Origin of the sequence: Demequina litorisediminis (assembly GCF_030161615.1) — a bacterium.
Lineage (GTDB): Bacteria > Actinomycetota > Actinomycetes > Actinomycetales > Demequinaceae > Demequina > Demequina litorisediminis.
In genome coordinates this window covers 1-25,289 of record NZ_BSUN01000002.1, presented here as the reverse complement: position 1 = coordinate 25,289, position 25,289 = coordinate 1, and the positions used below count along the sequence as shown (strand labels likewise).

The window sequence follows — 25,289 nt, the reverse complement described above, 5'->3', positions numbered from 1 at the left end:
TCCAAGTGCGACGGAGAGTCCATGTGGCGCTTGCCGATGGCAGCCCCACGGGAAGTGGAAAGGGTTGCGCCATTGCCTCGGACGTGCGTGCGCGCATCAAGGACAACCCTGGCAGCGGGGCGTGCTCGTTCCTCAAGTCGATCACTGCCGACAACAGGGACACGCTCATCAGCCAGGCGAACTACTACCAGAAGCCTTGGGAACACCAAGACGGTGGTGACGCAGGCGAACGAGACTCAGGTCAAGGTCGAGTATTACGGCTGCCAGGCGTCCTAGTGGCAAATGACAACTTCTCGCGTCGCGCCTACGGCGTGGGAGAGTTTGCCGCCCCTAGGGTGCCCCTATGGATAGCCCTACCTGCACCGTGCGTGCGTGGTGGCGACCCTATGAGCCCAGTGACCTCCAACTCAAGGTGAGGTCGACCGGCGGGTAACAGCCCCCGGGAAAGCGAAAAGCCCGCTCCCGATGTTTGGCGACTGGAGGAGCGAGCCTTTTCTAACGGTTAGTTAGGAGTAGTCCCATAGTAGGCCCCCACACGGGGTTTAGTCGAACACACCCAAAAACAGGTGATCTACCTGCATCTTCACGCACTTTGTGGCGTGTCCTCGACGACCCTCTGCCCTCCTTGGCGACCGCTCAAGCGGACCCGCTAGCGGCCCTCGCCGCGCTCCCGGTGCGCTCTCACGCGGCCGCGATCCAATACGCGATCGCCCGCTCCCTCGGACAGCCGGCACCCGCGGCCGCGACCACGGCCCCACAAGCCGCTCCCAGCCTTCCTGCGTGGCATCTGTGCAACGACGCACAGCAAGCCCGCTGGCGCGTCCTCAAACGCCGCGCAGCACGCTCCTATCACCGCTCCCGCCCCATCCGGGGCCTCAAAGCCTCCGACCGTGGCCACGAGGCCGCCGTGAGCCGCGCAGTGACGCTCGAGGACGACCTCACCAGGCCCGCGACCCGCGCCGGGTGGATCGAGGCGCTCGAAGAGTCAGCCTTCATCGACAGCCTCGATGCCTCTCAGACGTCCAGGAAGGGCCGCTCCAAGCGCGACATGGTCCTCGAGCCTGGCCAGAGCCCTCGCAGCGTCAGAACGTGACCGTACGGGCACCACAAGCCCCGGCCACGCCTATCTCGCACGCCGCCTCGGCGTCAGCGGAAGGACCGTCACACGCTACCTACGCGCCCTTGAGGCGGCCGGTTTCGTCATGGCCCTGTCTGCGGGCCGTTCAGCAGGCTACGGAGGCTCTGACGAGGGCGCTTTGCGCGTCGTCTACCTCCTGGTGGTGCCCCGCGACCCCTCGAAGCCTGCGCACGCGGCCGTGCACCGCTCGCCGCACTTTCACACAGTTCATGCGGTCGGTTGTGGAGAAGGTTGTCACCCCCTCCTGGCCACCAGGAGTAGGTAAAACCCACGCACGCGCGCACGAGGTTTCAAGCATGATGGAGCCGCTTCGCGGCCCAGAATCTATTCCGAGCGGCCTATTCGGCCGCTGGTCACGTGCCAATCACCCTAGATACACGCGCACAGTTCGGCTTGGGCCCAGGAGATTGTCCCGGACAAGCCGTGACAAGGTCGCGCTCGAGGTCACCCAACTGCGACCTGAGTTGATGCGCGTCAAAGGGCTGACGTTCAAAGCGCTGCGGGCCGCGATTCGTGAGTTCGTCGACGCCGGCTACGACGCCACCGACATCGTTCACATGCTCGACTGGACTCCCAGGAACGAAGCCCGCCCACACTCAGGGCTCTACGGCATCGTGCACGGCACCGCATGGATCGCTCGAGTATTCGACCCCTGGCGCGATAGCCACGGCACTCCCCTGGCGTCACCTGGCGCTCGTCGACGCGCAGCCGAACACCGTCGGCGCAACGCGGCCGCCGAGCGCGCCGCACAGCGCGAGCACGAACGGATCCAGGCTCCTCCACGAACGGGCAACAGCCCCCGCGGGCTACGGCCGCGACTACTACCTCGCCTGCGCGCGGCTGGCGCGTTCAAAGGAGCCCGGTCGTGAGTGCCCAAGCGTTAGGACATACGTCCCTACGGGCTCGCCGTATGTCTGATTTGCCCTGGAATCGCCTGCGAGTCATGTCACACCGGTTAACACCCGTAACACCCCGATCCCTACCGTGAAAGTGCACAATCTTTCGCCACGGCACGGATGCCAACGGCACTTCATGGAACGGATTCCACCACAATGAACACCTTCACCGTCCCCACCGAGGGAACCTTCCCAATCATGGGCTGGGTCGCCACCGCGCCCGTCCTCGACGACGACACCGTGACCTTCGACCTCGTCGTGACACCCCGCATCAAGAACGCTAGCGACGACGGATGGACGCCTGCACCAGCCGAGTGGTTCACCGTCAACGCCTACGACAGCCTCGCGTTCCACCTTGCACAGTCCGTGCGCGTTGGAGAGCCCCTGTTGGTCTTTGGCTCAGTGGGCAGCCCCTCCCCCGCCTCCGGGACACAGCGCACGCGGCACCGCCTCCACGCCACCGCCGCGGGACACAACCTCGCCATCGGGCCAGCCATGTTCGGCGCCGGCCGAGACGAACTCGTGGATCATGACACCTATGACGTCACGCCCGTGTGAACGCGTGACGCCACAGGTGCATCCACATAGGCAGACCGACGTGACGCCACACGTTCGGCTCTACGTTTCCCCATCTATGACGTATGGCTAGCGTTATGGCATGGCGTAACGTGTGAACTATGGTACGGTAGTAAACGTTAGACAGGGCGTGGCGCAACGCACGCTCTCACATACGGCTACTAGTGTGGTTTCACACAGGAGGAATGGTTATGGCTATTGCACGCAGTGTGGTTGTTGCTCAGGGCAAGGGTGGCGTCGGTAAGACGTCCGTTGCCTGCAACGTGGCGGGCCTCGCCGCGGCGTCCGGGCTGAGGGTTCTGCTCGTGGACCTGGATCCCCAGGGCAACGTGGCTCGCGACCTCGGCATGGAGCGGGGGAGTGGCAACGACCTCCTGATGGCACTCATGGCCGGGGCCACGCCACCGATCGTTAAGGACGTGCGTGGAGGGCTTGACGTGGTCCCCGGCGGGCCAGACATCGCCGACCTCACCGCCATGGCAATGTCCCGCGCGATGCGCGGCGAGCCGGGTCTGTCCAAGAACCTCAACCAGTCGCTCGCGTCCATCGCGGGTAACTACGACCTCATCCTGATCGACACCCCGCCGGGGGAGAAGATGCTCGTCGAGGCCGCGTTCGGCTGTGCCGCCGCGGTGGTCATCCCGACCAGGTCGGACGACGCCAGCATTGACGGCCTCGAGCGAGTCGCTGAGCGGTTCATTGCCGCACGCGACACCAACCCCGACCTTGAGCCTCGCCGGAGTGCTGCTGTTCGGCATGGGATCACGCTCCCGCCGCCTCGAGCGATCAGTGCGTGACACCATCGCCCAGGTCGTTGGTGCCGCCGCTCCCATCTTCGACACGCCTATCCGGCACCTCGAATCCGCGGCCGTCGACGCCCGCCGTCACGGCCGTCTCGTCCACGAACTCGAGGACGCCGTCTCGGAGGACCGCAGCGCACGCCTCGCAGCGCTGCGCGCAGGCGAGAAGCCCGGCGAAGGACTGTTCGTCAGCAACGCCACCAGCCTCGCCAACGACTACCAAGACTTCACCCGCGAACTGCTCAAGCGCATCGCTGAGCCTCGAAAGCAAGGAGATCCCCGCATGAGCCCCGAACGCCAAGCCCCCCAGCGTGCCAGCCTCGAAGGCGCATTCTCAGGCAAGGACCGCGGCCAGGCTCTCTCGGGTCTCCTGACGCCCAAGGCCCCTCAGCCGGCGGATGCAGCCACACCCGCACCGTCGGAACCGGTGCCCGTGAAGCCGAGCGCCGAGCCCAAGCAGGCTAAGCCCGCTACAACACCCAAGAAGGCGGCCACACCCGTCTCCCAGAGCGTCGACAACGAGACGATCGTGAACGTCGGTATCTACCTCGAGCCCGACCTCCTCGAGCGGCTGACCGCGATCCGCAAGGAACGCGACACGACCTACGCCGACCTCCTGGTGGAAGCATTCGACGCCGTCGACGTCGAGAGCCTCACCGAGCACTTCGCAGGTACGACCGCGCCGAGCCTCGTCCCTGGACAGATGCCCCGGGCTGTCAAGGTCAAGCGATCCGGCTCCGGCATCCAGCGTCAGTTCCGCCTCACCGTTGCGCAGCGCGACTACCTCGACGCGATCGCCGACAAGGTCGGCGCCCCGTCGAGGTCAGCCCTCGCCGCTACGGTGCTCGCAAAGCACGTCGACCGCACCTAGGAGCCACACGTATGGTCAACACCGATAGCGGCCCCACGGAGTCCGCCAATCCCGTGGAAGCGGCGATCACCGCGCTCACGGCCGCGGCCCGTCAGACCCGTGTCAGGGGCGCAGGCACCGAGCACGAGAAGGTCGAGCCCGTCGACTTCGCCGAGATCGCGTGCCACGTCTTGACGACGGTGGCCGCGAACATCGGGGGAGTGGAGGACCTGCTTGCAGGACGCTCCGGCTCGTGGGAAGCCGACTACGTGCGCAACATCGTGAACTCCACCGCGGGCGCCGAGCCCGGCACCCTCCTGCCGTACCGCACCGAGCCAGTCCAGATCGCATTCGACGAGGAAGAGGAGTTTGAGATCTTCGGGCTTACTGACCTCTACTCCGAGCAGGTCGACGAGCCTCGAGGCCGTGACGTTTGACGAGAACGCCACCGAGGAGCAGACCAACGCGGCCTACCGGGCGCTGACCCGCATGGCCGAGCCTGTGGGAAGCGGACCTTCTCGCCTACCGCGACAACTACCTCGAGGCAGCGCGTAGTTTCGTGGCCGCCCGCGGTGCCACGTGCGACGTCGTGCTCGTCGGACGGGACCGGTGGAATGAACTCGGCGATGAGGTCAAGTCTCACGCCCACGACCACGCCCGCCTGCCCATGACCGGCGCCGCCCCAGACTTCTCAAATGGCACGCCCGCGGACGCGCTACGCCGCTCTGGCAACACCTACGCCGATCGTGCAAGATGATCGCAAGCCCTGAGGCTCCCCCCAGGAGCCGGCGCGTCGGGTTAGCCCCCTTTCCTGACGCCGCGGGTTCGACTCCCGCACAGGGCACCGTGCCGGCATGGTGGTTTGGTCGCCACCACACCGGTCACTCACCTGAGGCCGCCGACACCAATTCCTTTCTGGCTCCGGCGGCCTCAGGCCTTTCTCCGCGCCGTCCGCCACGAACGACTCGAGATCGCACGCCTCCGGCTCGCATGCTCGGCCCGCAACCGTGCCACATACTGCGCGTGCAGATCAGGCACCACGAGCATCGGCAAAGCCCGGTTCACAACCTCGTGCCACAACCCCACCTTCTCGATCGTCGCGACAGAGGGACAATCCTCGCGCCCCGCAGCCCACTCCCGATACTGCGAGCCCGACGTCGACCCCGTCTCAGCGATGAACTCCGCCACCACATCGGCGCACAACTCCAGCGTCCACTTGTCATGCCTACGTAGAGGCTGCACAGTGCCCACTCCCGCGGACTCGAGCGCGGCATTCCATGAGCCGAAACGTCGAATGATCGTCTGGCTCGACGGGGCAGAGGCACCCGGCCGCGTCGCGAGATTTCGATAGCGGGCCTCACGCACATCACCATCAAGAACCACCGCCGCCTTACGCAGCGCTTCACGCAGCCTGCGCGTCAGTCCACGCCCGTGTCTTGCGCCGCTCAGGCGCGGGTGTGTGCGCGCTGTGACGAGCAAACGCCACCAAATCCGGACCCAACACCCTCGCCAGCGTCTCGACGTCGGTCCTCGCATGCCGGGCGAGAGCCTTCATGGTGATCCCCGGCTGCGCTTCCAGCACGCGACAAGCGCGCGCCAGCGCATCAAGAGATCTCGAGCGAGCATCCCGATCGGTGTACTGGAACGTCAGCATGGCCCTCATGGTGGCGGGACGACACGACGATGTCGACGGGCCACGCCTGCCCCCAACCAAGTACCGTCCGGCAACGCTGCCACCGCGGAGTGTGTGGCATCTATTGACAGCACGAATGTGCGGGCTTAGGTTGCAAATGCGTGCAAAGGGGCATCGCGCATGTGTTGGGGATCTAGTCCAATCTGGGGGGACATGATGACACAAACGGCCAAGCCGGCGAACTCGGCCAAATTGAGAGTGGCCGCCATTTCGGTCATGGCGGGAATTCTCGTCGGCATGACAGGCACTGCGGCAACCGCGGCCGTGGTGTACGGGGCCTGGGAAACGGTGTGGAACGTCGGCGCATACGACTACAAGGCCCGACCTTCCGCTAACAGCAATGGCACGAAGCCATCAGGCGGACTCACCGTGTCGTCGTCGCCTACGGCTCCCGCGGGGTGGCAGGGGGCGTCGGCTCGCCTCTGGCGCGGCAACGCCCTTTGTGGCTCGGCGAGCCGGGTCCTTACAACACAGAGCGTCACAATCATTTCGCGAACCGTGGCGAAGGATTGTGGGTCGGGAGAGTACCGCGGGTCCGGCTTTGGGTACGCGTACTACAGCGGTGACTATCGTTCACACCAATCGGCCCGAAGCCCGATTGTGATTTGGTGAAGGTGATGAAAATGCGACACATCTCGCTCTCTCCTCAAATGATTCTCATCGCCGGGGTCGGCCTCGTCGGTGGAGTGGGAATCGGCGTTGCACTTGGCGTCTCAGGTCTAGGTACCTCTGCGCCGCCTGGCGCGGCTCCTGTCGCTGAAACTCACCAGCCCACTGTCAGCAACGACGACACCCGGCTCGGAGAAGTCATCCTCGACGAGAAGGAGCCCGAGTTCATTCAGGCCTGGGGTGAAGACGGAACCCTCGGGTTCGTCAAATCAGCAGACCTCGAGCCTGTAAAGGTGTCCAGCCCTGAGGATGCTGCGCGTGCCAACGACGTGGCGGACAAAGTGTTCTCGATCCCGCTGTATGACGAGGACGGGAAGACTGTCATCGGCGAGTTCCTTGTGAACGACGGCGCGTCGACTATCGAGAAGTAGCGACCCCGGCGTTCCCCCCGCCCTCCGGCAGAGAGGTTGTGCCCGGTCGACGTGGCACCGCCGCGCAGCCGCCTGCTTGCGAGCCGGTGTGTGTCGGCGGGGTACAACCGTCACCCAGAGTCCCGCTGTCCACTTGTGGGCGGGTGGAGCCCCTTGCGTAGCCTCAGGCCGTCCACAAGAGGGCAGGGGGCACACGCCCCAACCCACCCCCGCGCCGCCGGCGCTAGCCGGCGAGCGCGCTACCAAAAGGAGCGACCGCAAGCGGTCGCGCAGTCACCCTCCCGCCGACCGGACGCCCTGCGGGCGTCCAACGGCATCCCCGGGTCTTCTGGCCATCATCACGGTCAGTGCCTGCCAATACGTTCTGTCTTTGAAGTTCACCAGGATGGAGTGCCGTGGCTAGAGCCCGACCTGGTGGGCGTGCCCTTCGGGTCGGGCTCTAGTCGCTTTGCGACCCAAGCCCCGCTGTTTCCATCCGTGCGCGCGCGGCGCTTCGGATGGGCGGGTCTTGGCCCTTCGGGTCACGATCCCTCACGCATACCCCAGCCTGCGGCTGGTGGCCCACCAGACAAGCCTGGTGGGGAGCGCTGCGCGCTCGTGGACGCGTCCGCTGCGCGGCCGCGACAGTGTGGGGTGTTCAAGCATCGGCTGAGGGACCATTCTTGCCCTCTGCGCGCTGCGCACAACCGTCGCCTGCGCTGCCGGCCTGACCGGTCCGGCGAGATTCCTTTCCCTCGCTGCGCTCGGCCGTGAATCTTCCTCCCGGTGGGCCCCTTCGGGGTTGCTGCTTTCGCGCTCCGAGGGCATCTGGTCCCCTATCAGCCGATGCGGTGACCAACCGTCACGCACACCGCGCGCGGGCCGCACCGGGTGAGAAAGGAACCACCCATGCACGCCATGACGCTTGCCACCGTCGCGCTCAACGAGGTTCACCCGAACCCCGCAAACCCGCGCTACGACCTCGGCAACCGCGACACCCTCACCGCATCCATCAAGGACCGCGGAATCATCCAGCCCCTCGTCGTCACCCCCGACCCCGAAGGCGGCTACACCATCATCGCCGGACACCGCCGCCACGCCTCCGCCACCGACGCCGGGCTTACCGAAATCCTCGTCAACATCGTGCCCGACGCGGACGCCGCCACCATCGCGGCCGCAATGGTCCACGAGAACACCCAGCGTGCAGGCTTCACCGATGCCGAACTCGCACGCGGCATCCAGGGCATGCTCGACACCGGCGCAACCGCCGCCGCGATCGCCAAGGGACTCGGCGCCAAGCGCGACACCATCAAGAACCTCGCCGCCGCCCACGCCGCACCCGAGGACACCCGCGCCTACCTCCATGCCGGAGAAATCTCGCTCGATCAGGCCCTCGCCCTTGCCGACCTCGAATCCAAGGACGCCGACCTGTACGCCACCACCCTCGCCGCGGTCGAGGACGGCCAGAACCCCGACTGGGTGCTCAGGAAGGCCCGCGAGGCAATCGCGAAGGCCGAAGCCGTCGCCCAGGCCGAGAAGATCGCCGCCGACACCGGCGTGACCATCATCACCGAACGGCCCTCCGGCTGGGACGGTAAGTCCAAGCACCTCAAGTCCGACGAGGAAATCGCCCAGCACCACGGCCAGCCCTGCTACGGCATCTACCCCACCGTCACCAACGACGGCGAGGCCGTCGTCCAGCACTGGTGCACCAAGACTCGCGCCCACGACCCCAAGGCCGAGACCGTCGAGGTGTCTGAGGACGACAAGGCCGAGCGACGCCGCGTGATCGCCAACAACAAGGCATGGGACACCGCCAACGGTGTCCGTCGCGCCTGGCTCACCGAGTCGCTTCACCCCCGCACCACCATCCCCAAGAAGCACATCCCCACGCTCCTGGCCCTCAACATCGCCACCCCCTACAGCGAAGAGCACGTGCGCGAAGCCGTCCGCATCGTCGCCGCCGTCAAGAACGGCGCATGGCCCGGCGCAGAAGCCCACGCCAAGGCCACCGTCAACGACGGAGCGACCCTGCGGACCCACCTCCTGGCCACCATCGCCCGCCACGAGGACCGCGTGTCCAAGACCGTGTGGCGCGAGAACCGCACCGGCTTCGCCGCACACCTCACGCTCCTGGCAGACCTCGGCTACACCCTCACCCCGCCCGAAGCCCACTACGTCACCACCCACAACAACGGCGACCACACCGCCACCCAGACCTACACCACCGACTAGCCACCACGGTCGCGGGCCGGAACACCCGGCCCGCGACCCCGGCAAACGACTCGGGCCGCGTGGGTACCTTGCGCGCATGACCCACCACAGCGCGCAGCTTGACCAGACCGGCATCGAGCCGGCCCCGGCCAACGCGCCTCGCGGCGCGACCGTCGACGACGTCGACTTCGACTGCCACCTCTAACCGCGAAAGCCGCACGCCTTTCTGTGCGCGACGCCTGTTGGTGAACGCATCTAACCTCTAGGTTCAACTCATGGCTATTCACCAGTCACCCGACGTGGACCGCATCATCTCCGACGTCCGCCGCACCGCTGCCGGCCTGCCCTTCGACGAGCGCGCACGCCTCATCCGAGGCGTCACGCACGCCGTCCGCGAAGCCATCAAGACCGACGTGTCTACAGGCGGCGCCCCAAAGGGGCGCGCATGGGAACTTGACCAACTCGCCCCCATTAATGACGCGGCCGAGAACCATTACTTCACGGCCCTCGACGAACGGCGATAGCGACCATGACCGGCTCCTCCTCCCTCGTCTGGGACCCGCTGCTCGCCGAGACTCACTCGCGACCGAACTCACCATCACCGGGCTGCGCCACCTCGCGCAAGCACCCACGAAGGCGGACATTTGGATAGGGAGCGTTTCGGACGTCAAAGCCCCCTCAACCTTGGCCTCCACACCTTTACATCAGGCTTCGAGCGACTAGGGAAAGTCGCGATCCTCCTTGACGGGCGACTTCGCGACGGCGAGTTTCGGCCCGTTAGGGGCTACAACCACGGCGTCGCGCAGCCTGTACGCAGCCGTCCGCGACCTCGCCGCTGGCAACGGCGACCAGTGGCCGTCCATTGACCCCGGCACCTTTCACGGCGACGCCGTCGAGTTCCTGACCGCATATGCGGGTGGGGGAGGGCGCTACGCCTATATGGACACGCTCGCCAGCGGTGAAGTCAAACCCGACCCCCACACCCAATGGACTGCGCTTTGCGACCGCGCGCCAGCCTTGAGCAGACCTGACGAGTTCATGATCTGGATCTACGACCAGGTGCCGAACGTGATCTACACGAGCGAGGACGACGAGATTCAGTCGATACTTTCAGGCTGGCTCGACGGTGTTCGAGGCTCGTATCTGAAAGGTTCGACGGCGACCACTCTCGCGCTCTACGACCTGGTGTACCCCATCACACGCCACATTTCAGCCCTGTCGCGGCGAGCCTTTTACGAACACGACACGCCAGGCATTCCCTACCTCGCCGAAGTGATCGACCACGTTTTCCTTCCCTCGCATGAGGACTTCCTCGGCATGACCCTGATGAATTTTGGCGACCCAGAAGTCGTGAAGGAGATCGTTCTCGACCGGCACGAAGAGCCCAACTTCGACGACCTGGACGACGACGAAGAAGGAGACAGCGAGGACCTGGTGGGCGTGCCCCTGGCGGGGTCGGGCTCTAGTCGCTTCGCGACCCAAGCCCCGCTGGCTCCATCCGTGCGCGCACGGCGCTTCGGATGGGCGGGTCTTGGCCCTTCGGGTGACGATCCCTCACGCGTGCACCAGCCTGCGGCTGGTGGCCCACCCGACAGGCGGGTGGGGAGCGCTGCGCGCTCGTCGACGCGTCCGCTGCGCGGCCGCGACAGTGTGGGGTGTTCAAGCATCGGCTGAGGGACCATTCTTGCCCTCTGCGCGCTGCGCACAACCGTCGCCTGCGCTGCCGGCCTGACCGGTCCGGCGAGGTTCCCTGCGGTCGCTGCGCTCCCTGGTGAACCTTCCTCCCGGTTGGCCCCTTCGGGGTTGCTGCTTTCGCGCTCCGAGGGCATCTGGTCCCCTATCAGCCGATGCGGTGACCAACCGTCACGCACACCGCGCGCGGGCCGCACCGGGTGAGAAAGGAACCACCCATGAGCGCCTTCATCGTCGCTAAGACCCACATCGACGCCCTCGTGACCGCGGGCGTGAAGAACCGCACCCACGGGCCTCTCTATGTCCACCACGGCGGCATCGCGCTCGACGTGCGCCACGCAAACGCCGACCTCATCGGCCAAGCCCTCACCGACGCCGTTCACGCATCCGTAAACCACCGCTACCGCGACGCCGTCAACCCGCCCGCCTACACGTTCCGCATGCTCGACACCGACGTGCTGCCCCCCGTCGTGATTCTGTCCCTCATCGCCTGCTACCGCTACCAGGCATGCGAAATCGACGGCTGGGACACCACGCTCGCCGCGACCTACCTCAACGTCATCGAAGCCGCCAGCATCCGCGAACTTCCCGGCTACGACGAAGCCCCCTGGGAACTCACCGACGAGGGATACCAGGCACTCGGCCCCAAGCGCATCGTCTCCGCACGCGGCCGCCGCTCCTAAACCCCGCGCGGCGGGCCACACAGTGGCCCGCCGCCCCGAAAGGAACCCCAAATGCTCACCACCCAAGAACGAACCGAAGCACTCTACGAGGCCGCCACCGCCGTAGGCGACGCCAAGCGCCACGAACTCGCCACGGCGGCAGGTGCTCTCATCGCCCACGCCCTGAGCATGTGCCCCGACGCCCACCGCGTCTACCTCATCGACACAGGCGAGAGCGACCGCGACGCCTACGGAATGATCGTCGACGAAATCGAGTGCCCTCACCACGTCATCGCCACCTCGGCATGCGCCGTGGCCCGCGCCCTCGACCTCGGAGAAAGCGAAAAACTCGACCCCCTGGCCCACGCAAGCCACCTCAGCGCCGACCACCTCGCATGGATGATCGAAGCCCTGCGAATGCGAGCACACACCTACACCCAGCGCTACAGCCTCGCGACACGCGACCTCGACCACATCGACAGCCTGTAACCCAAGCGCCCGGCCACCCACCAGTGGCCGGGCCGCCGGTCGGGCGGGTGTGGGTGTCTGGCGTCGAGCCAGACGCCCACAGCCCACACGGGGTGTGGGCGGGTCGTGACCGCGCAGGCGCATCGAGCGCCGGCGGTCACGAGCCTCGCACAAGTGCGAGCAGGGCCGGACGGAGCCGGCCCGAGGGTGGGGGAGTAGCACCATGAGTGCCCCCTGACCACCTGTGCACGCGCTCCGGCTGGGGCCGGGCCTTCGCGCGCACCCAGGATGGACAGCAGGACCCAACCGCCCGGTTGCACCCCGCACGACACAGCCAGAACGTGCATGCAGCCTGCGCTGCTCACGCCTGGCCCACGTCGACCGGGCACAACCTGGACCCGTGGGGGAGAGCAACGGCGGCGGCCGCCGAGGCGGCCTGGTGCCGGCATCCGCCGGCACAAACGCTGGCCGCTAGCGCGGCCCTGAATTGGTCGACCTCGCATCCGGCGAGGGACCATTCTTGCGCCCTCCGGGCTGCGCGCAACCGCACCTGCGGTGCGGCCGTCTCGTCCGGCGAGGTTGCTTCGCTCCGCTCGCAACCTTCCTCCGTCGACGGCCCTACGGGTTGCACTTCGCCCTCCGCGGCGCATCTGGTCCCCTATCGCCGGATGCGGGGATTGACCAGCGCTCAACACCACAAAGCGCATCCCCCCACCGCGAGAAAGGACACCACCATGCCCAACCACACCTTTGCCGCCGCGAGCCCCGTCAACCTCTACGACGAGAACAACGAATGCCGCCACTGCGGCGAGCACGTCGCCGACCCCCACCAGCCCGAATGCGTCGCCGGACTCGGCCTCACCACCACCAGCGAGACGCCGCTGTTCTGGTGCGAACACAGCGGTCGCATCGTGTGCTTCGAGCACCTTGGCCACTACGGCCGGACCGCCGTCAAGCACGACCCCCGCGCCAACGAATGGCCCACGCCCCTCAACCACTGGCGCCCCGTCCTGACGGTCGACCGCCGCGACTGGCACGAGGAGATCGGGGCGCCCATGAAGTGCGAGTCTTGCCCCCGCTGACCCGCACCGGGCCTCGCTGGCACCAGCCAGCGGGGCCTTTCCTTTTCCCGAAACGCAGGCTAATATTGGTGGACACAATCCATATTGTGTGAGACAATATTCATATGGGAATCGAGTGGACCGCTAGCGCCGACAAGCACGGCATCCCCCGCGAGGAAGCGCAGTGGGCCATGCTCCACGCCGATCACGTCGAGACCGAGTTCGGAGAACCGCGCATCCCCGGCCAGGGAGCCCCCACGCTCTACATCGGCCCCAGCAGGTTCGGAACACTCGAGGTACTGGTCACGACCACCCCGCCACGCACCGTCCTGGTGTTCCACGTCATGCCGCTTCGGGCAGTCACCGCCCGAGCCGTCGGGTACACGCAGAAGTAGAAGAGGAAGGAACCCCGCCATGAGCGACACCACCGACCGCGACGCCGCCCTCGACGCGTTCGCCGCTGACCCCACCAAGTGGGGTCAGTCCCGCGGCACACTCACCGGCGCCGATGCCGCCGCTCACGGCCGAGCTCTGCTCGAATCCGCCGGCGTCGACGTCGAAGCCATCGAGCGATCGGCCGGACGGCCGCGCCTGGACCGCGCCACCAACAAGCCCGGCCAGCGCAGCCCCCGCGTCAACGTCGCCGTCACCGACGCACAAGACCGCGCACTTGCCCGCCTCGTCGGCCCCGGCCGAAAGAAGAGCGACATCGTGCGCGACGCCATCGATGAGTACCTCGCCGCACACGCCTGATGTTTGACTCTTTCCTCGCCAACGCCGTGCTCATGGTCGGATGGGCGACCGTCGTCGCCGGCGTCGTCATCCTCGCCAAGAACCCGCGCTCACACGTCGACGACGTGCTCCGCGACAGAGCAAAGCGCATCCAATCGCTCCGAGCCGTAAGCGTCGGCTTCGCGCTGGCCGTCGCAGGCATGACGCTGGTGTGCGCCTCGAACTGGATCGCAGGTGTCCCCGGACTCGCGAACCGCCTCGTGTTCACCGCGGCCGTCGTGTTCGCTTGGGGATGGGCCGCGCGCGCTGCAAGAGCCAACGCGCAGCGCATCCAAGAACTCGAGGTTGATGAAGGCTACTAGCGACGGGCGGGTGTGGGTGTCTGGCGTCGAGCCAGACGCCCACAGCCCACACGGGGTGTGGGCGGGTCGTGACCGCGCAGGCGCATCGAGCGCCGGCGGTCACGAGCCTCGCACAAGTGCGAGCAGGGCCGGACGGAGCCGGCCCGAGGGTGGGGAGTAGCACCATGAGTGCCCCTGACCACCTGTGCACGCGCTCCGGCTGGGGCCGGGCCTTCGCGCGCACCCAGGATGGACAGCAGGACCCAACCGCCCGGTTGCACCCCGCACGACACAGCCAGAACGTGCATGCAGCCTGCGCTGCTCACGCCTGGCCCACGTCGACCGGGCACAACCTGGACCCGTGGGGGAGAGCAACGGCGGCGGCCGCCTGGGCGGCCTGGTGCCGGCATCCGCCGGCACAAACGCTGGCCGCTAGCGCGGCCCTGAATTGGTCGACCTCGCATCCGGCGAGGGACCATTCTTGCGCCCTCCGGGCTGCGCGCAACCGCACCTGCGGTGCGGCCGTCTCGTCCGGCGAGGTTGCTTCGCTCCGCTCGCAACCTTCCTCCGTCGACGGCCCTACGGGTTGCACTTCGCCCTCCGCGGCGCATCTGGTCCCCTATCGCCGGATGCGGGGATTGACCAGCGCTCAACACCACAAAGCGCATCCCCCCACCGCGAGAAAGGACACCACCATGAAGATCACCGTCTACTCGACAGGACCCACGTGCCTGCGGTGCCACATGACCAAGCGAGCGCTCAAGGAGGCAAGCCTCCCGTTCGCTGAGGTGGACGTCCGCGACGACGCCAAGGCCGCATCATTCGTCAAGAACGAGCCTGGGCCACGCCGAGGCGCCCGTTGTTGTCGTCGAGATCTCCGGTGAGGTCGACCACTGGTCGGGCCACAACCCCGACAAGATCAAGGCCCTCGCTACCCGCGGAGAGCAGGAGCGATGACCTACAGCGCGGAACTCGTCACCATCACCTCCCAGGCCACGGTCGGACCCGAAGACGCCCTGTGGCTCACCGTTCCCTTGACCGGGCTCTTTGCCTTCGCGTACTGGTACTTCACGCCTACCCAACCTGGAGGTCGACGCGCACCACAGACGTCTCGCCGGTCGCGCTCTTGGGGCGCCACGACCGCGCTGCTGCTTCTGGCGTTGACCGTGAGCGCCTGGACGGTAGGCGCCTGGCAGTACCTCTCGGACGGAGTCGACCAGATCACCTACGTGGAACTCGCCGGCACCGTAGCCTCCACTGAGACCGAGAACCGCAGCACCACCTTCCGGCTCGAGGAGTACCCGGACCTCCTCCTTGAAGTCGGACACTGGCGTGGGGGAGACCGATATCGCCAAACCGCCGGCACGAACGTCACCACCTACTGCGTGACGACAGACCCCGACCCCCGTGACACGACACTGGAATGCCAAGCGGACGCCCCGCAAATGAGTGGGGAGATCGACACCGAGCGTCGGCCGCTTCGCGGGTAAGAGCATCCGACGGATAATCAACGGACCATGAACGACGATCTCCACCAACAAGCGGGCGACCCCGATTTAAGAGCGACCGGGGCTCCCCAGTTGGAGTATTACGCCGCGGCGCGCAACGGCAGCACGGCCATCCTCGAAACCGCCACCCGCGACGTCGTCGCGTGGGTGGTGCACGACCGCGACAGCCTGCGCGCGCGATCGCGAGGATGGGTGTCCCCGCCAGAGGACACCATCCCCTCACTCATCGTCCACGTAGCACGCCACCGGGGAAGCCGCTAGGCTGACCCTGGAAGCGCGATGTTCGTGCATCCTCCCTGGTAGAACCCGACATAACGGCTATTATCGGCGCACCGACCGAGCGCGGATCACCGAGACTTCGGCGGCTTGGGCGGCTTGGGCGGCTGAGGCTGCCTGCTGAGCTCCCGGAGAAGGCGCGGGGGTCGGGATGACTTGGGTACCGGCGGTGGTTGCTTCGACTGTGGCGGCTTCTTATCGTCTGCCATGTTTGCTCCTCGTGCGGTCTGACCTAAATCGTCTGGGCAAGAATAAGGGCGACCAGAGACGTGCCCCACAGGACAAAGCCGAGCTTGAGGAAGTTGGCCCGCAGGTTGTTGCGTGACTCCTCCGCCGTCATGAATTCAAGCCTTGCGGTCGAGCACAATGTCTGAGGCCTCAACCGGCGAAGCGTCCCAGATGTCGTGCCGCATCGCCGCGACAGTGTGTTCGTATCGGTTCCCCTGCCACAGCGCTGCGATGCCGAACCCCACGGCGTTGGCTGAGAGCGTCATTGAGATCATCGCCCATCCAGGGTGCATCGCATCCAGGTTCGTCTGGCTAATTGTTAGGCCAGCCGCCGCAATCAAGATGCTTGCTCGAGTGAGAGCGGCACTCGCCGAGGAAACGATGTTCGCGCGTTGCCGGTCTGTCTCGGCATGGAGCAGCGCGAGATGGTGCGCCCGGCCCTCGTACGGGGAGGGGGTTCTCTCCGACTACCCTTGGGGCGGAATCTCATGCCGTCGCCTTATCGGCGCCGTGAAGCGCGTACATGGCCCTATTCATAGTGGAGTCCGTCCACACCTGTCGACCACGGCGCGAAGAGTGCCCGGTATGTCCAACTAGAGCCTCGTGATGTCGAGCGCTCCGCCCATACCTATCTCTATGCTCTGGGCATGAGTGCACCAATAAGCAATCCCGAGCTCGCTGCCTACTTGGCGGAGCCTTCTTACTAAGACGTTCGCGGTCTACCGAGACGCCGAGCCCGAATCCGCATCCGAGGTGGAGCCCGGTAGCGACGCGTTCCACACACGTTCGTGGGCCCGTGGCCGCATCGATGCGCTGTTGCAAATCCTCGCGCTGCTGGACAAGGACAGGGCAGACCAAGCCCGCACGGAGTGGAATCGCGTCCTCGGGGCGTAAGGCTTGGCGGAGTACGAACACGGTGCTGGAGATGTATTCAGAGCCTGCCGTTGCGTCGACGTGATGCGAGCAGCGTTCCAGCGACCGCAATCGCTCCGGCAACCGCAAGGCTGACAACCCATCCAGCCGGACCCGTCGCGGCGAGCCCGCGCTGTGTCGTGGGTTCCCGCGGCTCGTCGTCCGCGAACGGGATGAATGAAGCGAAGTCGGCATCGCCGCCACGCTCGCCGATCGTCGCCAGGACCGTGATCCCCGAGGCGTCGGTCACGAGGCATTCACTTCCGATCGGGAGCAACTGCGCAGACACTTCCTCGTCGACCGCCAAGAGGAACCGCATCGGCTTGTCCTGGTCAAAACCGGTTGCAAAGATTTCACGGCCCGCCGCCGTGCACGTCGCGGTCACGGCCTCGCGTTCCCATGCTTGCGTAACGTCACCGGTGACGGCGCGACGAATTCTGAGGTCCGCGCCCTTGACGCTCGTCACCACCGCGACCTCGGCTGCAGCCGGCTCGCTGACGACAATTGTCGACCGTGACGCGGACACCTGAGCCAGATCGTCACCGTGCACGTCTACGCCGCATGTGGAGCCCACGGGCAATCCTTCGAGGGCGGCAGTAGCGCCGTCGACGGCCGCCGTCTCCTCGAGCGTGCCGACGTCATCGCCCCACGGAGCGGTGCACTGCGCGGCCACGTCGACGGTTGTCGGCGCCCACGAGGCAAGCCGAGCGTTCCCCACAGACGTCGTGTCGAGCAGCAGGCTCTCCGGCCTCATACGTGTTCGAGATCTCGACGTCCACCACGGAGGTGTTCGAGATCTCGACGACGTCCGCCGTCGTCGCCGTGCGCGCCTGACGGTAGTCACCCGTCTGGAGCGCGCCTTGTGTCCACGGGAAGCCCAGACGACAGTGCGGCCGTGGCAACGCTTGGCGTCAATGTCTCGTCGAGGACCTCGCCAAACCGATCCGAACGGCAGATGACGTCGACGGGGAATGTGGAGGGCACCCACGCCGCCCCGGCCGCCGGCCCCTCCACCGCGGCGCTCAACCGCACCTTGCCAGCGTCGAAGCGTGCCGAGACATTCACTCCGGTGTCGCCACGCACCTCGAGCAGCGATGCCGGAGTGAACGTCAGCGCATCCGCACCGCTGTCAGGCTGCGAGATCTCGCAGGCTCGCGCCCGTGGGAAGACCCGTCACCGCATGCGACGTCCCCGCGGCCGCGGTGAACGTCTTGACTCCCACCAGGCCCGAGTCCGTCGAGCACTTCACTGTGGTGGGGAACGTCGATGGCGCCCAGGCGGTCCGGGCGCCACTACCCAACGTGCCCTGTGTGACCCGCAAGGTGTTCTTGTTGAACGTGTAGGCCGCGGTCACGATCGAGGGTGCCTCGCGCGTGATCGTCACGGACTGAGCGTCGAGGGACACCGCGGCGGCCAAAGGTTCGGCGACTGCAGAGACTTCACACTCAGTCCCCATGGGCAGACCGCCGGCGGCCGGGCCGCAGCGCCGGATCCCACGGACACTGTGCCATCGATGAAAGTCCCGTAGTCGGGATGGGAGCAAGTGGCCTCGAGGACGAACTGCGATGGCACCCATGCCTCAGCCGCGGCGGTGCCGCGGACGGCAGCGGCGACGTCGAGAGTTCCGGCCTTGAACGTGTTCCGAACAGTCACGGATGACGTGCCGCGAACCTCAACCGATTCGCTGGGTCCGTAGGTGAGCGCATCGGCCCCGGCGTCGTCCTGGTGGACAGCGCAGCGTGCTCCCAACGGGAGCCCGGCGATCGTGAACGTCGAACCCGCCGCCTGGACGAAGTCTCGTGAGTACACCTCGCCAAGCCCATCGCGTGAACACACCACCGACGTGGTGAAGGCGTCGGGCACCCACGCCTCGCCGGCGCCGGAGCCGACGACTGCCGTCGTCACTCGCAGCGCGTTGGCCGAGTACACGGACACCAGCTCGACGGTGGCTCCGCCGGCAGTGATTGTCTGCGCGTCCACGAGCGAGATCTCGTCGGCCTGATCTGCTTGCCCCGTGACGTCACACACCGACCCCACGCGAATCCCATCGACGGCGCGCGCGCCATCGGCCGGCACCGTGAGGATCTGGTCGACCACGACCCCATCCACAGGGTGCGTGCAGACCACTTGCGCCTTGATCGAGTCAGGCACCCATGTCTCACCGGCACCCTCACCCTGAACGCTGCTTTGGACAGTCAGCGAGCCCTGCGCATACGTCAGGACCGCGACCAACTGCACCGGCGCCGAAGTGTCCAGCGAGACTGACGCCGCGGATAGATCGGTGGAGTCCTGGCCGTAATCCCCGACCGTTCCCTCACAGGAAGTCCCAGGCGGGAGCCCGGCGAATGCGTAGCCGGTCCCACCCGGAACCACCGTCACCGCCTGGTCGACGAGCACTCCGGCATCGGTGTGCCGGCACACGACGTCGACGACTACCTCAGCAGGTACACGACCCGTCGACGCCGCATTGCCATCCACGTCAACGCGGACGTCGACGCCCGCAGAATCGAAGTCCGTCACCACCGCGACCTCAGGCACAACCCCGACGATTGCCGTCGACGGCGTTACCGTCGACGTGCCTGCGATGCCCGCATCAGGCACCACGGTGCACGTGTACCCCAGGGGCAGCCCAGCCGCGATCGACCAATCTCCATCCACGGCAAGCGTCACAGGCCGCCTCACCGAGTGCGACGCATCGGGCGAGACACACATGACCTCTGTCTCAACCATGGCGGGTAGCCATGACGCACCGGCCGCGTCTCCCGTCGACGAGTGAGCGACCTCGAGGGAACCAAACGACACCGCGAACGCCGCACCGCACGAGGCAATCTCGCCGCTGCAGTTCACGACGTCGGCACCCGCAACGCGGCTTGTCACATCCTGGTCGCCCACGTAGTTCGCGCCGACGACAAGGCTCGTGGCGGATCGTCGCTGACTCCCCCGCCGCCAGCGTGCCGCGCCACACGATCTGCTGTGCGCTCTCGTCATAGTCCGCGGTTCCGCGTGAAGCCGCCACCATTCCCATGGTGGCGTCGTCGAGCGCGCCCGAGACGTCGACGACAGCCGAGCGGTGCCACAGCGAATCCTTCCCGGTGTTCGTCAGAGTCGTCTCTACTGTCACCGTCTCGCCCGGCGCCGCTGACTCGACGTCGTCGACGATCCGCATCGCAGCCTCAAGGGAAGCCGTGTCATGCGAAGGCGTCACGAGGTAGTCCTCGACCTCGCCTCCCAGCACCGCGCCTGTGGGCTGAGGATCGTCAATGTCGCCCGCGAAGATCCGCAGACGTAGGTAGGTGTCTGTGGGGTCCTCCCCGCCGGCGGAGTGTAGGCGGGCAGGGTCAGCGACACCGTTCCGCTGTGGCTGATCGTCGTGGTGACGCGGTCACTGTCGTTGATGAACGATCCGCTCGAGTTGGTGTCGAACCACGCAGCCACGGTCGCGGGCTCATCGCCGCGCACCTGAACTGGGAAGTCGATCGTCAGCGGTGAACCGTCGACGGGATACTCGAGTGGAATGGTGAGGGCGTCCTCGTCCGCAGCGCCGTGGATGTCGTCGCCGTCCGCCTTGATGCCGGGAAGTGCGTCGTCGCCGTCAGCGTCGACCAGGTCACCGAGTGTGTAGTCAGCAGTGAACGACTCGGGGTCGTAGCCGGTGATCGAGTGGCGCGCACCATCGGCGGCAACGGTTGTCCCGTAGGAGTCGGGAGCATCACCGAAGTCAGTGGTGAGAGGCACGGTGCAGCGGGCGCCATCGTTCTGTGAAGACGTGGGGCCGGTGGCCACGAGCGTGGTCGCGCCAGTGATGACGTTCACCCGCCAGATCTCGCCCGTCGCGTTCTGACCGCCGTAGACGTTGCCTTCACCGTCGGCGTACATCGCGCCGTAGGTGCCGTAGGTCATGGCGAGGTTCTCGTGACGAGCCACGAGGCCCTGCTCGATGTTCGAGGGGTCGAGCGACATTGCAGTTGTCGTGCCGTCCGCCATGCGGACCAGAGCCCACACCAGGCCCGTGTAGGGCTCGTAGGCCCAATCCGAAATGTTGAAGGTGCCGGCGGGAACCGGAACGTCGTACACGTCCGCCAGGGAGTGCATGAAGGTTGGGCTCGTGCGGTCGACGTCGACGACCATCACGACGTAGGCCTCGTCCACGAGTCCCAGCATCCACAACTGTTGCGCGTCGTCGACGTCACCGATGACCCATGCGGGGCCGTCGTACTTCGAGCCGATGCCAATCGGAGTTCCGTACCTCTTGGTGACACCGTTGCTGCCCATCGACGCGATCACGGGGGACGCTTCGCGCAACGCACCCCACAGCAGCCCGTCAGCCTCGTTGTAGCCGACCGCGTTGAGGTTTGATGGCTCGTCGCTGGTCGCGACTCGTGAGGCTACTCCCGAGGCTAGGTCGAGCGCGTAAGCCTCGGTCGGGCCGTTCTGCAGAATCCAGCCCTCACCCGTGCACGCCCACGGCACCTGATCGGCTGCGCGGCTCGGGGTGGTCGCGGCCGAGGTAAGGCCTGCCGCGGTGATGACCGCGGCGAGAGCGAGCGCGGCCGCGCGATGAAGACGCGAGCGATGGCGACGGGTGATAGGTGCGGAGTGCTGCATGGTGAATCCCCCCGCCTGGGACGAAAGTTTGTGAATGCTGACCCCTTGTCGACGTCACGCGACGTCGACACGGGGTGTCTTGCACCAGCGCCCGGTGGGTGAGGTGCAGCGTGGGGCAGTTACGGCGCGAGGTCGACGCGTGGCGCGCCCGGCGCCGGGGTCGGAGGGGCTACGCCCACCGACGGCTGCGCGACGGGCGCGGCGGCCTGAGCCGCCTTCCACATCGCGTCCATTTGCGGCAAGCGCCCGTCGAGCGCTCGCTCGACGCCTCTCACGGTTTCGGCGATCACGTCGCGCGGAACGCCACGTTCCACGCCCGAGCGACCGAGAACCCCAAGAGTGGAGTTGTCCCGCACGTGGCTGATGAGGCCGCGCACGACGGGAGCCGACTTGCCGTTCGCGCAGGTCGCGGTTACCGCGATCTCTGCGAATGCCGGTCGGTATTCGACCGGGGCTAGTCGCAGTGCCTCGACGACGACGGCCTCCGCAGTGTCCGAGTGGCACGCGCGTGCCACGATGGCAACGCGCGCGGCAACGTCAGACGTTGCCAGATGCCCAAGGGTCGACAGACGTGCTGGTGTGACCTTGGGATACTCGGCAACCGCCGCATCGAACGTGCGTCGTGCGACTTCCACGCGAAATGAGGGTGCGGTGCTGTCGAGAGCGCGAGCATCCTTGGTAGTCAGCACCGCATAGCCAGGCTCGGGTGCGAGTCTCAGTTCGGCCACAGCCCCCGGCGGTCGCTGCGCACCGGTGATGAAGGCCGCCTGGGTCGCCACATCGGGCAGCCGTTCGGGACGGTATGACTCACTCGGGGCGTCCCAGGCTTGCCAGGTGTCGCCCGCATCGACATACCCGTGAAGGGACTTGCCGCCGAGAGCCGCCGCGGTCTCGCGCGCTGTCGCCGCTGCAGAGCGGCCGTACCCGACGATGACCGCGAACTGCTCTGGTGTCCTCGTGATGCGCCGAGTTGCTTTCGCGATCTCCTCGCTGGTCGCGCCGGGACGGACTAGTGTCACCCCGCGGGGCCCGTCATCGTTAGCCACGATCACGGCCATCTGTCCTTCGACGGGTCGCTGTCCAATGGCATCGGGCAACGTCGCTATGAAGGGTGCGAGGTTCAAACGGTGCTCGCTCATCGGGCTTCCACGCTGATGACGGGGGTGATGAACACCGGGTCGGGCTCTTGATCGCTCCACGCAGCGATCGACGCCGCGACCACGTTCTCGAGCATCGAATCGAGCGCGAACAACGTCTCGTCAGGCATCCGAGACCACGCTCCCCTCGTAAGCCGGGGCGGGCTCGTCGACGGAGTGCTCCACTGCGGGCGCCGCGATGGGCGCCGAGCGCGCTGCGCGAATCATCCCCTGGACGTCTCGCACGGAGCGATTAAGAAGCATCGCGATCTCGCCTGCAGACAGATGGTCGTCGCGCAGCTGCATGACGACGTCCGCGAGGCGCGTCCGCGCGGACTCCTCCGCGGCCGCCAACGCGGCCTGCGCACCTGCCAACGCTTCACGTGCGCTGATTACAGGAGCCTCGACGTCAAGTGCGGCCTCGACGGAGGCTTGGATTCGCGCGTCGCGCTCTGCGCGATCGGCGTTGAGTTTGGCCAGCCTACGTCGCACTTCTGCGCGTGCTGCTGGACCTGGCTTGGTAGAGCGAGGCATTGGTTCAACCGTTCGTCTGTGAGTCAGTTACCTCCCATTGCCCTAAGTCCTACCTCTCTCACAGGCCCGACCATACCCCTCCTTTGAGTGAGCCGTCCACACTCCCGTGGAAAACCCAGCCAAACCGCCAAAGCCGAAGGCAGAACTGAACACACCTCTTGCACCACGGTGCGGTTTTTCCACAAGTACCGGCTAGGGTGGGCGCATGATGACCGTTCACAAGCCTACGCGGGTGACGGCTATCGGTATCTGACTGATCAGATTTCGAGCGCAGACCAGAAGCGCGAGCGTGGGCAAGCGCTCGGCGACTACTACCTCGAGACGGGTAACCCTGCGGGCCAGTGGTGGGGTCGTGGCGCTGAGGCGCTGCGCGTCTCTGGCGCGGTGACCGAGGCGCAGATGCTCGCTTTGTTTGGCGAGGGCCGGCACCCCGACGCAGACAGGATCGAGGCGCAACTCACGGCTCAGGGGTACCCCTGACCAGGCGCTCGCCAGCACGCAACTGGGTCACGCCATGCCAGTGTTCAAGGCCGCGGCGGACGACTTCACGCCCTACGTTGATGCCGCGTTCACTGACTTTCACACCGCCTACGACCGTGTTCCCAGTGCCAGCGAGGCGTCCCAGCCTGCGGCGTGATGCCGCGTTCGAGTACCTCCGCATCCAGCCCGAAGCGGGCGTCATCACGACTACCGACGTGAACCGCTTCCTCGCCGAGCAAGGCGGGAGCGCCAAGCAGGCAGTGTCAGGATTCGACCTGGTGTTCACACCAGTCAAGAGCGTTTCCGTGCTGTGGGGCTTGGCCGATGAGGACACGTCCAAGACGATCGCCCGCATTCACGACGAGGCCTGGCAGGCGTCCATGACTGCGATGCAGGAAGACGCTTGCGTGACCCGCACGGGCCACGGAGGTGTGCTCCAGATCGACGGCGACGGGTTCGCGACCGCCGCGTTCGACCACCACACATCACGGCACGGTGACCCAAACCTGCACACGCACGTCGTGGTCGCGAACCGGGTCCAGGACGCCCAGGGGACGTGGCGCACGCTCGACGCGCGCGCCATCTACGCTTATGGCGTCGCCGCTTCCGAGCGCTACCAGCTCGAGATGGAGTCGCGCCTGACCCGTGAACTTGGCGTGACGTTCGAGGACGTCTACACCGCACGCGGTGGCCAGGCCGTACGCGAAATCGTGGGCATCGACAAGGGTGTGCGGGAGGCGTTCTCGTCCCGCACACGCGACATTGGCGCGCATCTTGACGCGCTCGTGGCCGAGTACACGACCACTTATGGTCGGGCGCCGAGTAAGGCCACGATGCGTCGTCTTGCTCAGCAGGCGACCCTCGCGACCTGCCCGGCGAAGGAGTCTGGGGAGACTCTTGGTGAGCAGCGCGAGCAGTGGGCTGGGCGCGCACGCGAACTGTTGGGGCGTCGCTCCGCGGTGCGCAAGATGACCGCCGGCGTGGTTGCTGGGCCGCGCAAACCGGCCCCGTTCACCCTCACGGTGGACCAGGTCGACGGGCTAGCGCGCGCAGTCGTTGAGGACCTGGGGCAGAAGCGTGCGCGTTGGAACAGCGCCAACGTCACCGCGACCACTGAGCGCCTGCTGCGCGACTACCTCTCCCCCAACGCGGACCTCAAGTCCCGCATGGAGCACTTTGCCGGCGGTAGCGCGGCCGGAACGTTGGCCGACCTCGAGGACCTTGACGCCACGATTCGTGAGGTCGTGGCCGCGACCGAACATCACTCCATCGACCTGTCGATGCCGGACCTACTGAACACGCCCGACGTGTTGAGGCGGCGCGATCGCACCGTGGTCTTTGGCCCGGCCCACGCGAAGTGGCGCACAAGTGAAGCCGTCCTCGCGCGCGAGACGCGACTTCTCGAGGCCGCCGAAACTGCGTGGGGTCCCGTGTTCGATGCCGCCAACGTGGACCTGCTGTCACGGAT

General features: G+C 66.5%; 37 protein-coding genes. 26 read left to right on the top strand and 11 right to left on the bottom strand.

Annotation, left to right across the window (positions count from 1 at the left end):
• The first annotated feature begins 5 nt into the window (after nucleotides 1-5).
• The 9 genes from QQK48_RS17700 to QQK48_RS17665 all read left to right on the top strand — a co-directional run bounded on the left by QQK48_RS17700 (nucleotide 6) and on the right by QQK48_RS17665 (nucleotide 4,815).
• Nucleotides 6-416 carry a hypothetical protein gene (locus tag QQK48_RS17700; protein WP_284329519.1) on the top strand — a complete coding sequence of 137 codons (411 nt, stop codon included), beginning with the start codon at nucleotides 6-8 and terminating at the stop codon, nucleotides 414-416.
• Nucleotides 417-625: 209 nt separating this feature from the next.
• Nucleotides 626-1,093 (top strand): hypothetical protein, encoded by a 468-nt coding sequence (locus tag QQK48_RS17695; protein WP_284329518.1) that lies wholly within the window; start codon nucleotides 626-628, stop codon nucleotides 1,091-1,093.
• Nucleotides 1,008-1,403 (top strand): helix-turn-helix domain-containing protein, encoded by a 396-nt coding sequence (locus QQK48_RS22390; RefSeq protein ID WP_431308447.1) that lies wholly within the window; start codon nucleotides 1,008-1,010, stop codon nucleotides 1,401-1,403. Before QQK48_RS17695 ends, QQK48_RS22390 begins: the two co-directional genes overlap by 86 nt.
• A gap of 202 nt (nucleotides 1,404-1,605) precedes the next feature.
• A complete protein-coding gene (locus QQK48_RS17690; protein WP_284329517.1) occupies nucleotides 1,606-2,007 on the top strand; it encodes a hypothetical protein in 402 nt (133 codons plus the stop codon).
• 183 nt (nucleotides 2,008-2,190) lie between these two features.
• The gene (locus QQK48_RS17685; RefSeq protein WP_284329516.1) at nucleotides 2,191-2,592 is read left to right on the top strand and encodes a single-stranded DNA-binding protein; all 402 of its coding nucleotides are present in this window, start codon (nucleotides 2,191-2,193) and stop codon (nucleotides 2,590-2,592) included.
• Between the two features lie 209 nt (nucleotides 2,593-2,801).
• Nucleotides 2,802-3,407, top strand: coding sequence for a ParA family protein (locus tag QQK48_RS17680; protein ID WP_284329515.1), 606 nt, complete (start codon nucleotides 2,802-2,804; stop codon nucleotides 3,405-3,407).
• Nucleotides 3,367-4,281, top strand: coding sequence for a hypothetical protein (locus tag QQK48_RS17675; protein WP_284329514.1), 915 nt, complete (start codon nucleotides 3,367-3,369; stop codon nucleotides 4,279-4,281). Before QQK48_RS17680 ends, QQK48_RS17675 begins: the two co-directional genes overlap by 41 nt.
• Before the next feature lie 11 nt (nucleotides 4,282-4,292).
• Entirely contained in the window at nucleotides 4,293-4,697 is a 405-nt protein-coding gene (locus QQK48_RS17670) for a hypothetical protein (RefSeq protein ID WP_284329513.1), read from the top strand.
• Nucleotides 4,687-4,815 carry a hypothetical protein gene (locus QQK48_RS17665; protein WP_284329512.1) on the top strand — a complete coding sequence of 43 codons (129 nt, stop codon included), beginning with the start codon at nucleotides 4,687-4,689 and terminating at the stop codon, nucleotides 4,813-4,815. The genes QQK48_RS17670 and QQK48_RS17665 overlap by 11 nt, the downstream gene beginning before the upstream one ends.
• Nucleotides 4,816-5,190: 375 nt before the next feature.
• Here the strand turns inward: QQK48_RS17665 and QQK48_RS17660 are convergent, their stop codons facing one another.
• Both QQK48_RS17660 and QQK48_RS17655 read right to left on the bottom strand, forming a co-directional pair.
• Nucleotides 5,191-5,643 carry a homing endonuclease associated repeat-containing protein gene (locus QQK48_RS17660; protein ID WP_284329511.1) on the bottom strand — a complete coding sequence of 151 codons (453 nt, stop codon included), beginning with the start codon at nucleotides 5,641-5,643 and terminating at the stop codon, nucleotides 5,191-5,193.
• A gap of 19 nt (nucleotides 5,644-5,662) precedes the next feature.
• A complete protein-coding gene (locus QQK48_RS17655; RefSeq protein WP_284329510.1) occupies nucleotides 5,663-5,923 on the bottom strand; it encodes a hypothetical protein in 261 nt (86 codons plus the stop codon).
• A 653-nt stretch (nucleotides 5,924-6,576) separates the two neighbouring features.
• Between QQK48_RS17655 and QQK48_RS17650 the strand changes: the two genes are divergently transcribed.
• From QQK48_RS17650 to QQK48_RS17585, 14 genes are all read left to right on the top strand, one after another.
• Nucleotides 6,577-6,993 (top strand): hypothetical protein, encoded by a 417-nt coding sequence (locus tag QQK48_RS17650; RefSeq protein WP_284329509.1) that lies wholly within the window; start codon nucleotides 6,577-6,579, stop codon nucleotides 6,991-6,993.
• Nucleotides 6,994-7,881: 888 nt separating this feature from the next.
• Nucleotides 7,882-9,207 (top strand): ParB/RepB/Spo0J family partition protein, encoded by a 1,326-nt coding sequence (locus tag QQK48_RS17645; RefSeq protein WP_284329508.1) that lies wholly within the window; start codon nucleotides 7,882-7,884, stop codon nucleotides 9,205-9,207.
• Between the two features lie 254 nt (nucleotides 9,208-9,461).
• Nucleotides 9,462-9,710: a hypothetical protein gene (locus QQK48_RS17640; protein WP_284329507.1), complete on the top strand. Its 249-nt coding sequence runs from the start codon at nucleotides 9,462-9,464 to the stop codon at nucleotides 9,708-9,710.
• A gap of 217 nt (nucleotides 9,711-9,927) precedes the next feature.
• Nucleotides 9,928-10,860 carry a hypothetical protein gene (locus QQK48_RS17635; protein ID WP_284329506.1) on the top strand — a complete coding sequence of 311 codons (933 nt, stop codon included), beginning with the start codon at nucleotides 9,928-9,930 and terminating at the stop codon, nucleotides 10,858-10,860.
• Nucleotides 10,861-11,096: 236 nt separating this feature from the next.
• Nucleotides 11,097-11,561 carry a hypothetical protein gene (locus QQK48_RS17630; RefSeq protein WP_284329505.1) on the top strand — a complete coding sequence of 155 codons (465 nt, stop codon included), beginning with the start codon at nucleotides 11,097-11,099 and terminating at the stop codon, nucleotides 11,559-11,561.
• Between the two features lie 51 nt (nucleotides 11,562-11,612).
• Nucleotides 11,613-12,029: a hypothetical protein gene (locus tag QQK48_RS17625; RefSeq protein WP_284329504.1), complete on the top strand. Its 417-nt coding sequence runs from the start codon at nucleotides 11,613-11,615 to the stop codon at nucleotides 12,027-12,029.
• A gap of 713 nt (nucleotides 12,030-12,742) precedes the next feature.
• Nucleotides 12,743-13,090, top strand: coding sequence for a hypothetical protein (locus QQK48_RS17620; RefSeq protein ID WP_284329503.1), 348 nt, complete (start codon nucleotides 12,743-12,745; stop codon nucleotides 13,088-13,090).
• Nucleotides 13,091-13,194: 104 nt separating this feature from the next.
• Nucleotides 13,195-13,464, top strand: a complete 270-nt coding sequence (locus tag QQK48_RS17615) for a hypothetical protein (RefSeq protein ID WP_284329502.1) — start codon at nucleotides 13,195-13,197, stop codon at nucleotides 13,462-13,464.
• A 19-nt stretch (nucleotides 13,465-13,483) separates the two neighbouring features.
• Nucleotides 13,484-13,822, top strand: a complete 339-nt coding sequence (locus tag QQK48_RS17610) for a hypothetical protein (protein WP_284329501.1) — start codon at nucleotides 13,484-13,486, stop codon at nucleotides 13,820-13,822.
• Nucleotides 13,822-14,163, top strand: coding sequence for a hypothetical protein (locus QQK48_RS17605; RefSeq protein WP_284329500.1), 342 nt, complete (start codon nucleotides 13,822-13,824; stop codon nucleotides 14,161-14,163). Before QQK48_RS17610 ends, QQK48_RS17605 begins: the two co-directional genes overlap by 1 nt.
• Before the next feature lie 674 nt (nucleotides 14,164-14,837).
• Entirely contained in the window at nucleotides 14,838-15,026 is a 189-nt protein-coding gene (locus QQK48_RS17600) for a glutaredoxin family protein (protein ID WP_348523824.1), read from the top strand.
• 69 nt (nucleotides 15,027-15,095) lie between these two features.
• Nucleotides 15,096-15,632 (top strand): hypothetical protein, encoded by a 537-nt coding sequence (locus tag QQK48_RS17595; RefSeq protein WP_284329499.1) that lies wholly within the window; start codon nucleotides 15,096-15,098, stop codon nucleotides 15,630-15,632.
• 27 nt (nucleotides 15,633-15,659) lie between these two features.
• Nucleotides 15,660-15,911, top strand: coding sequence for a hypothetical protein (locus QQK48_RS17590; protein WP_284329498.1), 252 nt, complete (start codon nucleotides 15,660-15,662; stop codon nucleotides 15,909-15,911).
• A gap of 996 nt (nucleotides 15,912-16,907) precedes the next feature.
• Nucleotides 16,908-17,048 (top strand): hypothetical protein, encoded by a 141-nt coding sequence (locus QQK48_RS17585; protein ID WP_284329497.1) that lies wholly within the window; start codon nucleotides 16,908-16,910, stop codon nucleotides 17,046-17,048.
• Nucleotides 17,049-17,085: 37 nt separating this feature from the next.
• Here QQK48_RS17585 and QQK48_RS17580 read toward each other — a convergent pair whose 3' ends face one another.
• The 9 genes from QQK48_RS17580 to QQK48_RS17540 form a co-directional block, all read right to left on the bottom strand.
• Nucleotides 17,086-17,739 (bottom strand): DUF5979 domain-containing protein, encoded by a 654-nt coding sequence (locus QQK48_RS17580; RefSeq protein WP_284329496.1) that lies wholly within the window; start codon nucleotides 17,737-17,739, stop codon nucleotides 17,086-17,088.
• On the bottom strand, nucleotides 17,705-17,968 hold the full coding sequence (locus QQK48_RS17575) for a hypothetical protein (RefSeq protein ID WP_284329495.1): 264 nt from the start codon (nucleotides 17,966-17,968) through the stop codon (nucleotides 17,705-17,707). The genes QQK48_RS17580 and QQK48_RS17575 overlap by 35 nt, the downstream gene beginning before the upstream one ends.
• A 227-nt stretch (nucleotides 17,969-18,195) precedes the next feature.
• The gene (locus QQK48_RS17570) at nucleotides 18,196-18,450 is read right to left on the bottom strand and encodes a DUF5979 domain-containing protein (protein WP_284329494.1); all 255 of its coding nucleotides are present in this window, start codon (nucleotides 18,448-18,450) and stop codon (nucleotides 18,196-18,198) included.
• Nucleotides 18,447-19,796, bottom strand: coding sequence for a DUF5979 domain-containing protein (locus QQK48_RS17565; RefSeq protein WP_284329493.1), 1,350 nt, complete (start codon nucleotides 19,794-19,796; stop codon nucleotides 18,447-18,449). The genes QQK48_RS17570 and QQK48_RS17565 overlap by 4 nt, the downstream gene beginning before the upstream one ends.
• Nucleotides 19,789-20,271 (bottom strand): hypothetical protein, encoded by a 483-nt coding sequence (locus tag QQK48_RS17560; RefSeq protein ID WP_284329492.1) that lies wholly within the window; start codon nucleotides 20,269-20,271, stop codon nucleotides 19,789-19,791. Before QQK48_RS17560 ends, QQK48_RS17565 begins: the two co-directional genes overlap by 8 nt.
• Nucleotides 20,268-21,671, bottom strand: coding sequence for a DUF6923 family protein (locus tag QQK48_RS17555; RefSeq protein WP_284329491.1), 1,404 nt, complete (start codon nucleotides 21,669-21,671; stop codon nucleotides 20,268-20,270). Before QQK48_RS17555 ends, QQK48_RS17560 begins: the two co-directional genes overlap by 4 nt.
• 119 nt (nucleotides 21,672-21,790) lie before the next feature.
• On the bottom strand, nucleotides 21,791-22,768 hold the full coding sequence (locus tag QQK48_RS17550; RefSeq protein WP_284329490.1) for a hypothetical protein: 978 nt from the start codon (nucleotides 22,766-22,768) through the stop codon (nucleotides 21,791-21,793).
• Nucleotides 22,769-22,806: 38 nt separating this feature from the next.
• On the bottom strand, nucleotides 22,807-22,938 hold the full coding sequence (locus QQK48_RS17545; protein ID WP_284329489.1) for a hypothetical protein: 132 nt from the start codon (nucleotides 22,936-22,938) through the stop codon (nucleotides 22,807-22,809).
• On the bottom strand, nucleotides 22,931-23,299 hold the full coding sequence (locus QQK48_RS17540; RefSeq protein WP_284329488.1) for a hypothetical protein: 369 nt from the start codon (nucleotides 23,297-23,299) through the stop codon (nucleotides 22,931-22,933). Before QQK48_RS17540 ends, QQK48_RS17545 begins: the two co-directional genes overlap by 8 nt.
• 210 nt (nucleotides 23,300-23,509) lie before the next feature.
• Here QQK48_RS17540 and QQK48_RS17535 point away from each other — a divergent pair, with 210 nt between their 5' ends.
• The 3 genes from QQK48_RS17535 to mobF all read left to right on the top strand — a co-directional run.
• On the top strand, nucleotides 23,510-23,821 hold the full coding sequence (locus QQK48_RS17535; protein WP_284329487.1) for a relaxase domain-containing protein: 312 nt from the start codon (nucleotides 23,510-23,512) through the stop codon (nucleotides 23,819-23,821).
• 34 nt (nucleotides 23,822-23,855) lie between these two features.
• A complete protein-coding gene (locus tag QQK48_RS17530) occupies nucleotides 23,856-23,978 on the top strand; it encodes a hypothetical protein (RefSeq protein WP_284329486.1) in 123 nt (40 codons plus the stop codon).
• The coding region (mobF, locus tag QQK48_RS17525) for a MobF family relaxase (RefSeq protein ID WP_284329485.1) at nucleotides 23,947-25,289 on the top strand (1,343 nt) is incomplete at its 3' end. The genes QQK48_RS17530 and mobF, both read left to right, overlap by 32 nt.

Bases quoted from the DNA above. Each gene is read 5' to 3' on its own strand.
- QQK48_RS22390 (WP_431308447.1), top strand. From the start codon at position 1,008: ATGCCTCTCAGACGTCCAGGAAGGGCCGCTCCAAGCGCGACATGGTCC.
- QQK48_RS17690 (WP_284329517.1), top strand. From the start codon at position 1,606: ATGCGCGTCAAAGGGCTGACGTTCAAAGCGCTGCGGGCCGCGATTCGT.
- QQK48_RS17685 (WP_284329516.1), top strand. From the start codon at position 2,191: ATGAACACCTTCACCGTCCCCACCGAGGGAACCTTCCCAATCATGGGC.
- QQK48_RS17680 (WP_284329515.1), top strand. From the start codon at position 2,802: ATGGCTATTGCACGCAGTGTGGTTGTTGCTCAGGGCAAGGGTGGCGTC.
- QQK48_RS17675 (WP_284329514.1), top strand. From the start codon at position 3,367: ATGGGATCACGCTCCCGCCGCCTCGAGCGATCAGTGCGTGACACCATC.
- QQK48_RS17670 (WP_284329513.1), top strand. From the start codon at position 4,293: ATGGTCAACACCGATAGCGGCCCCACGGAGTCCGCCAATCCCGTGGAA.
- QQK48_RS17655 (WP_284329510.1), bottom strand. From the start codon at position 5,923: ATGAGGGCCATGCTGACGTTCCAGTACACCGATCGGGATGCTCGCTCG.
- QQK48_RS17650 (WP_284329509.1), top strand. From the start codon at position 6,577: ATGCGACACATCTCGCTCTCTCCTCAAATGATTCTCATCGCCGGGGTC.
- QQK48_RS17645 (WP_284329508.1), top strand. From the start codon at position 7,882: ATGCACGCCATGACGCTTGCCACCGTCGCGCTCAACGAGGTTCACCCG.
- QQK48_RS17640 (WP_284329507.1), top strand. From the start codon at position 9,462: ATGGCTATTCACCAGTCACCCGACGTGGACCGCATCATCTCCGACGTC.
- QQK48_RS17630 (WP_284329505.1), top strand. From the start codon at position 11,097: ATGAGCGCCTTCATCGTCGCTAAGACCCACATCGACGCCCTCGTGACC.
- QQK48_RS17625 (WP_284329504.1), top strand. From the start codon at position 11,613: ATGCTCACCACCCAAGAACGAACCGAAGCACTCTACGAGGCCGCCACC.
- QQK48_RS17620 (WP_284329503.1), top strand. From the start codon at position 12,743: ATGCCCAACCACACCTTTGCCGCCGCGAGCCCCGTCAACCTCTACGAC.
- QQK48_RS17615 (WP_284329502.1), top strand. From the start codon at position 13,195: ATGGGAATCGAGTGGACCGCTAGCGCCGACAAGCACGGCATCCCCCGC.
- QQK48_RS17610 (WP_284329501.1), top strand. From the start codon at position 13,484: ATGAGCGACACCACCGACCGCGACGCCGCCCTCGACGCGTTCGCCGCT.
- QQK48_RS17605 (WP_284329500.1), top strand. From the start codon at position 13,822: ATGTTTGACTCTTTCCTCGCCAACGCCGTGCTCATGGTCGGATGGGCG.
- QQK48_RS17600 (WP_348523824.1), top strand. From the start codon at position 14,838: ATGAAGATCACCGTCTACTCGACAGGACCCACGTGCCTGCGGTGCCAC.
- QQK48_RS17595 (WP_284329499.1), top strand. From the start codon at position 15,096: ATGACCTACAGCGCGGAACTCGTCACCATCACCTCCCAGGCCACGGTC.
- QQK48_RS17590 (WP_284329498.1), top strand. From the start codon at position 15,660: ATGAACGACGATCTCCACCAACAAGCGGGCGACCCCGATTTAAGAGCG.
- QQK48_RS17565 (WP_284329493.1), bottom strand. From the start codon at position 19,796: ATGGTTGAGACAGAGGTCATGTGTGTCTCGCCCGATGCGTCGCACTCG.
- QQK48_RS17555 (WP_284329491.1), bottom strand. From the start codon at position 21,671: ATGCAGCACTCCGCACCTATCACCCGTCGCCATCGCTCGCGTCTTCAT.
- QQK48_RS17545 (WP_284329489.1), bottom strand. From the start codon at position 22,938: ATGCCTGACGAGACGTTGTTCGCGCTCGATTCGATGCTCGAGAACGTG.
- QQK48_RS17530 (WP_284329486.1), top strand. From the start codon at position 23,856: ATGCCAGTGTTCAAGGCCGCGGCGGACGACTTCACGCCCTACGTTGAT.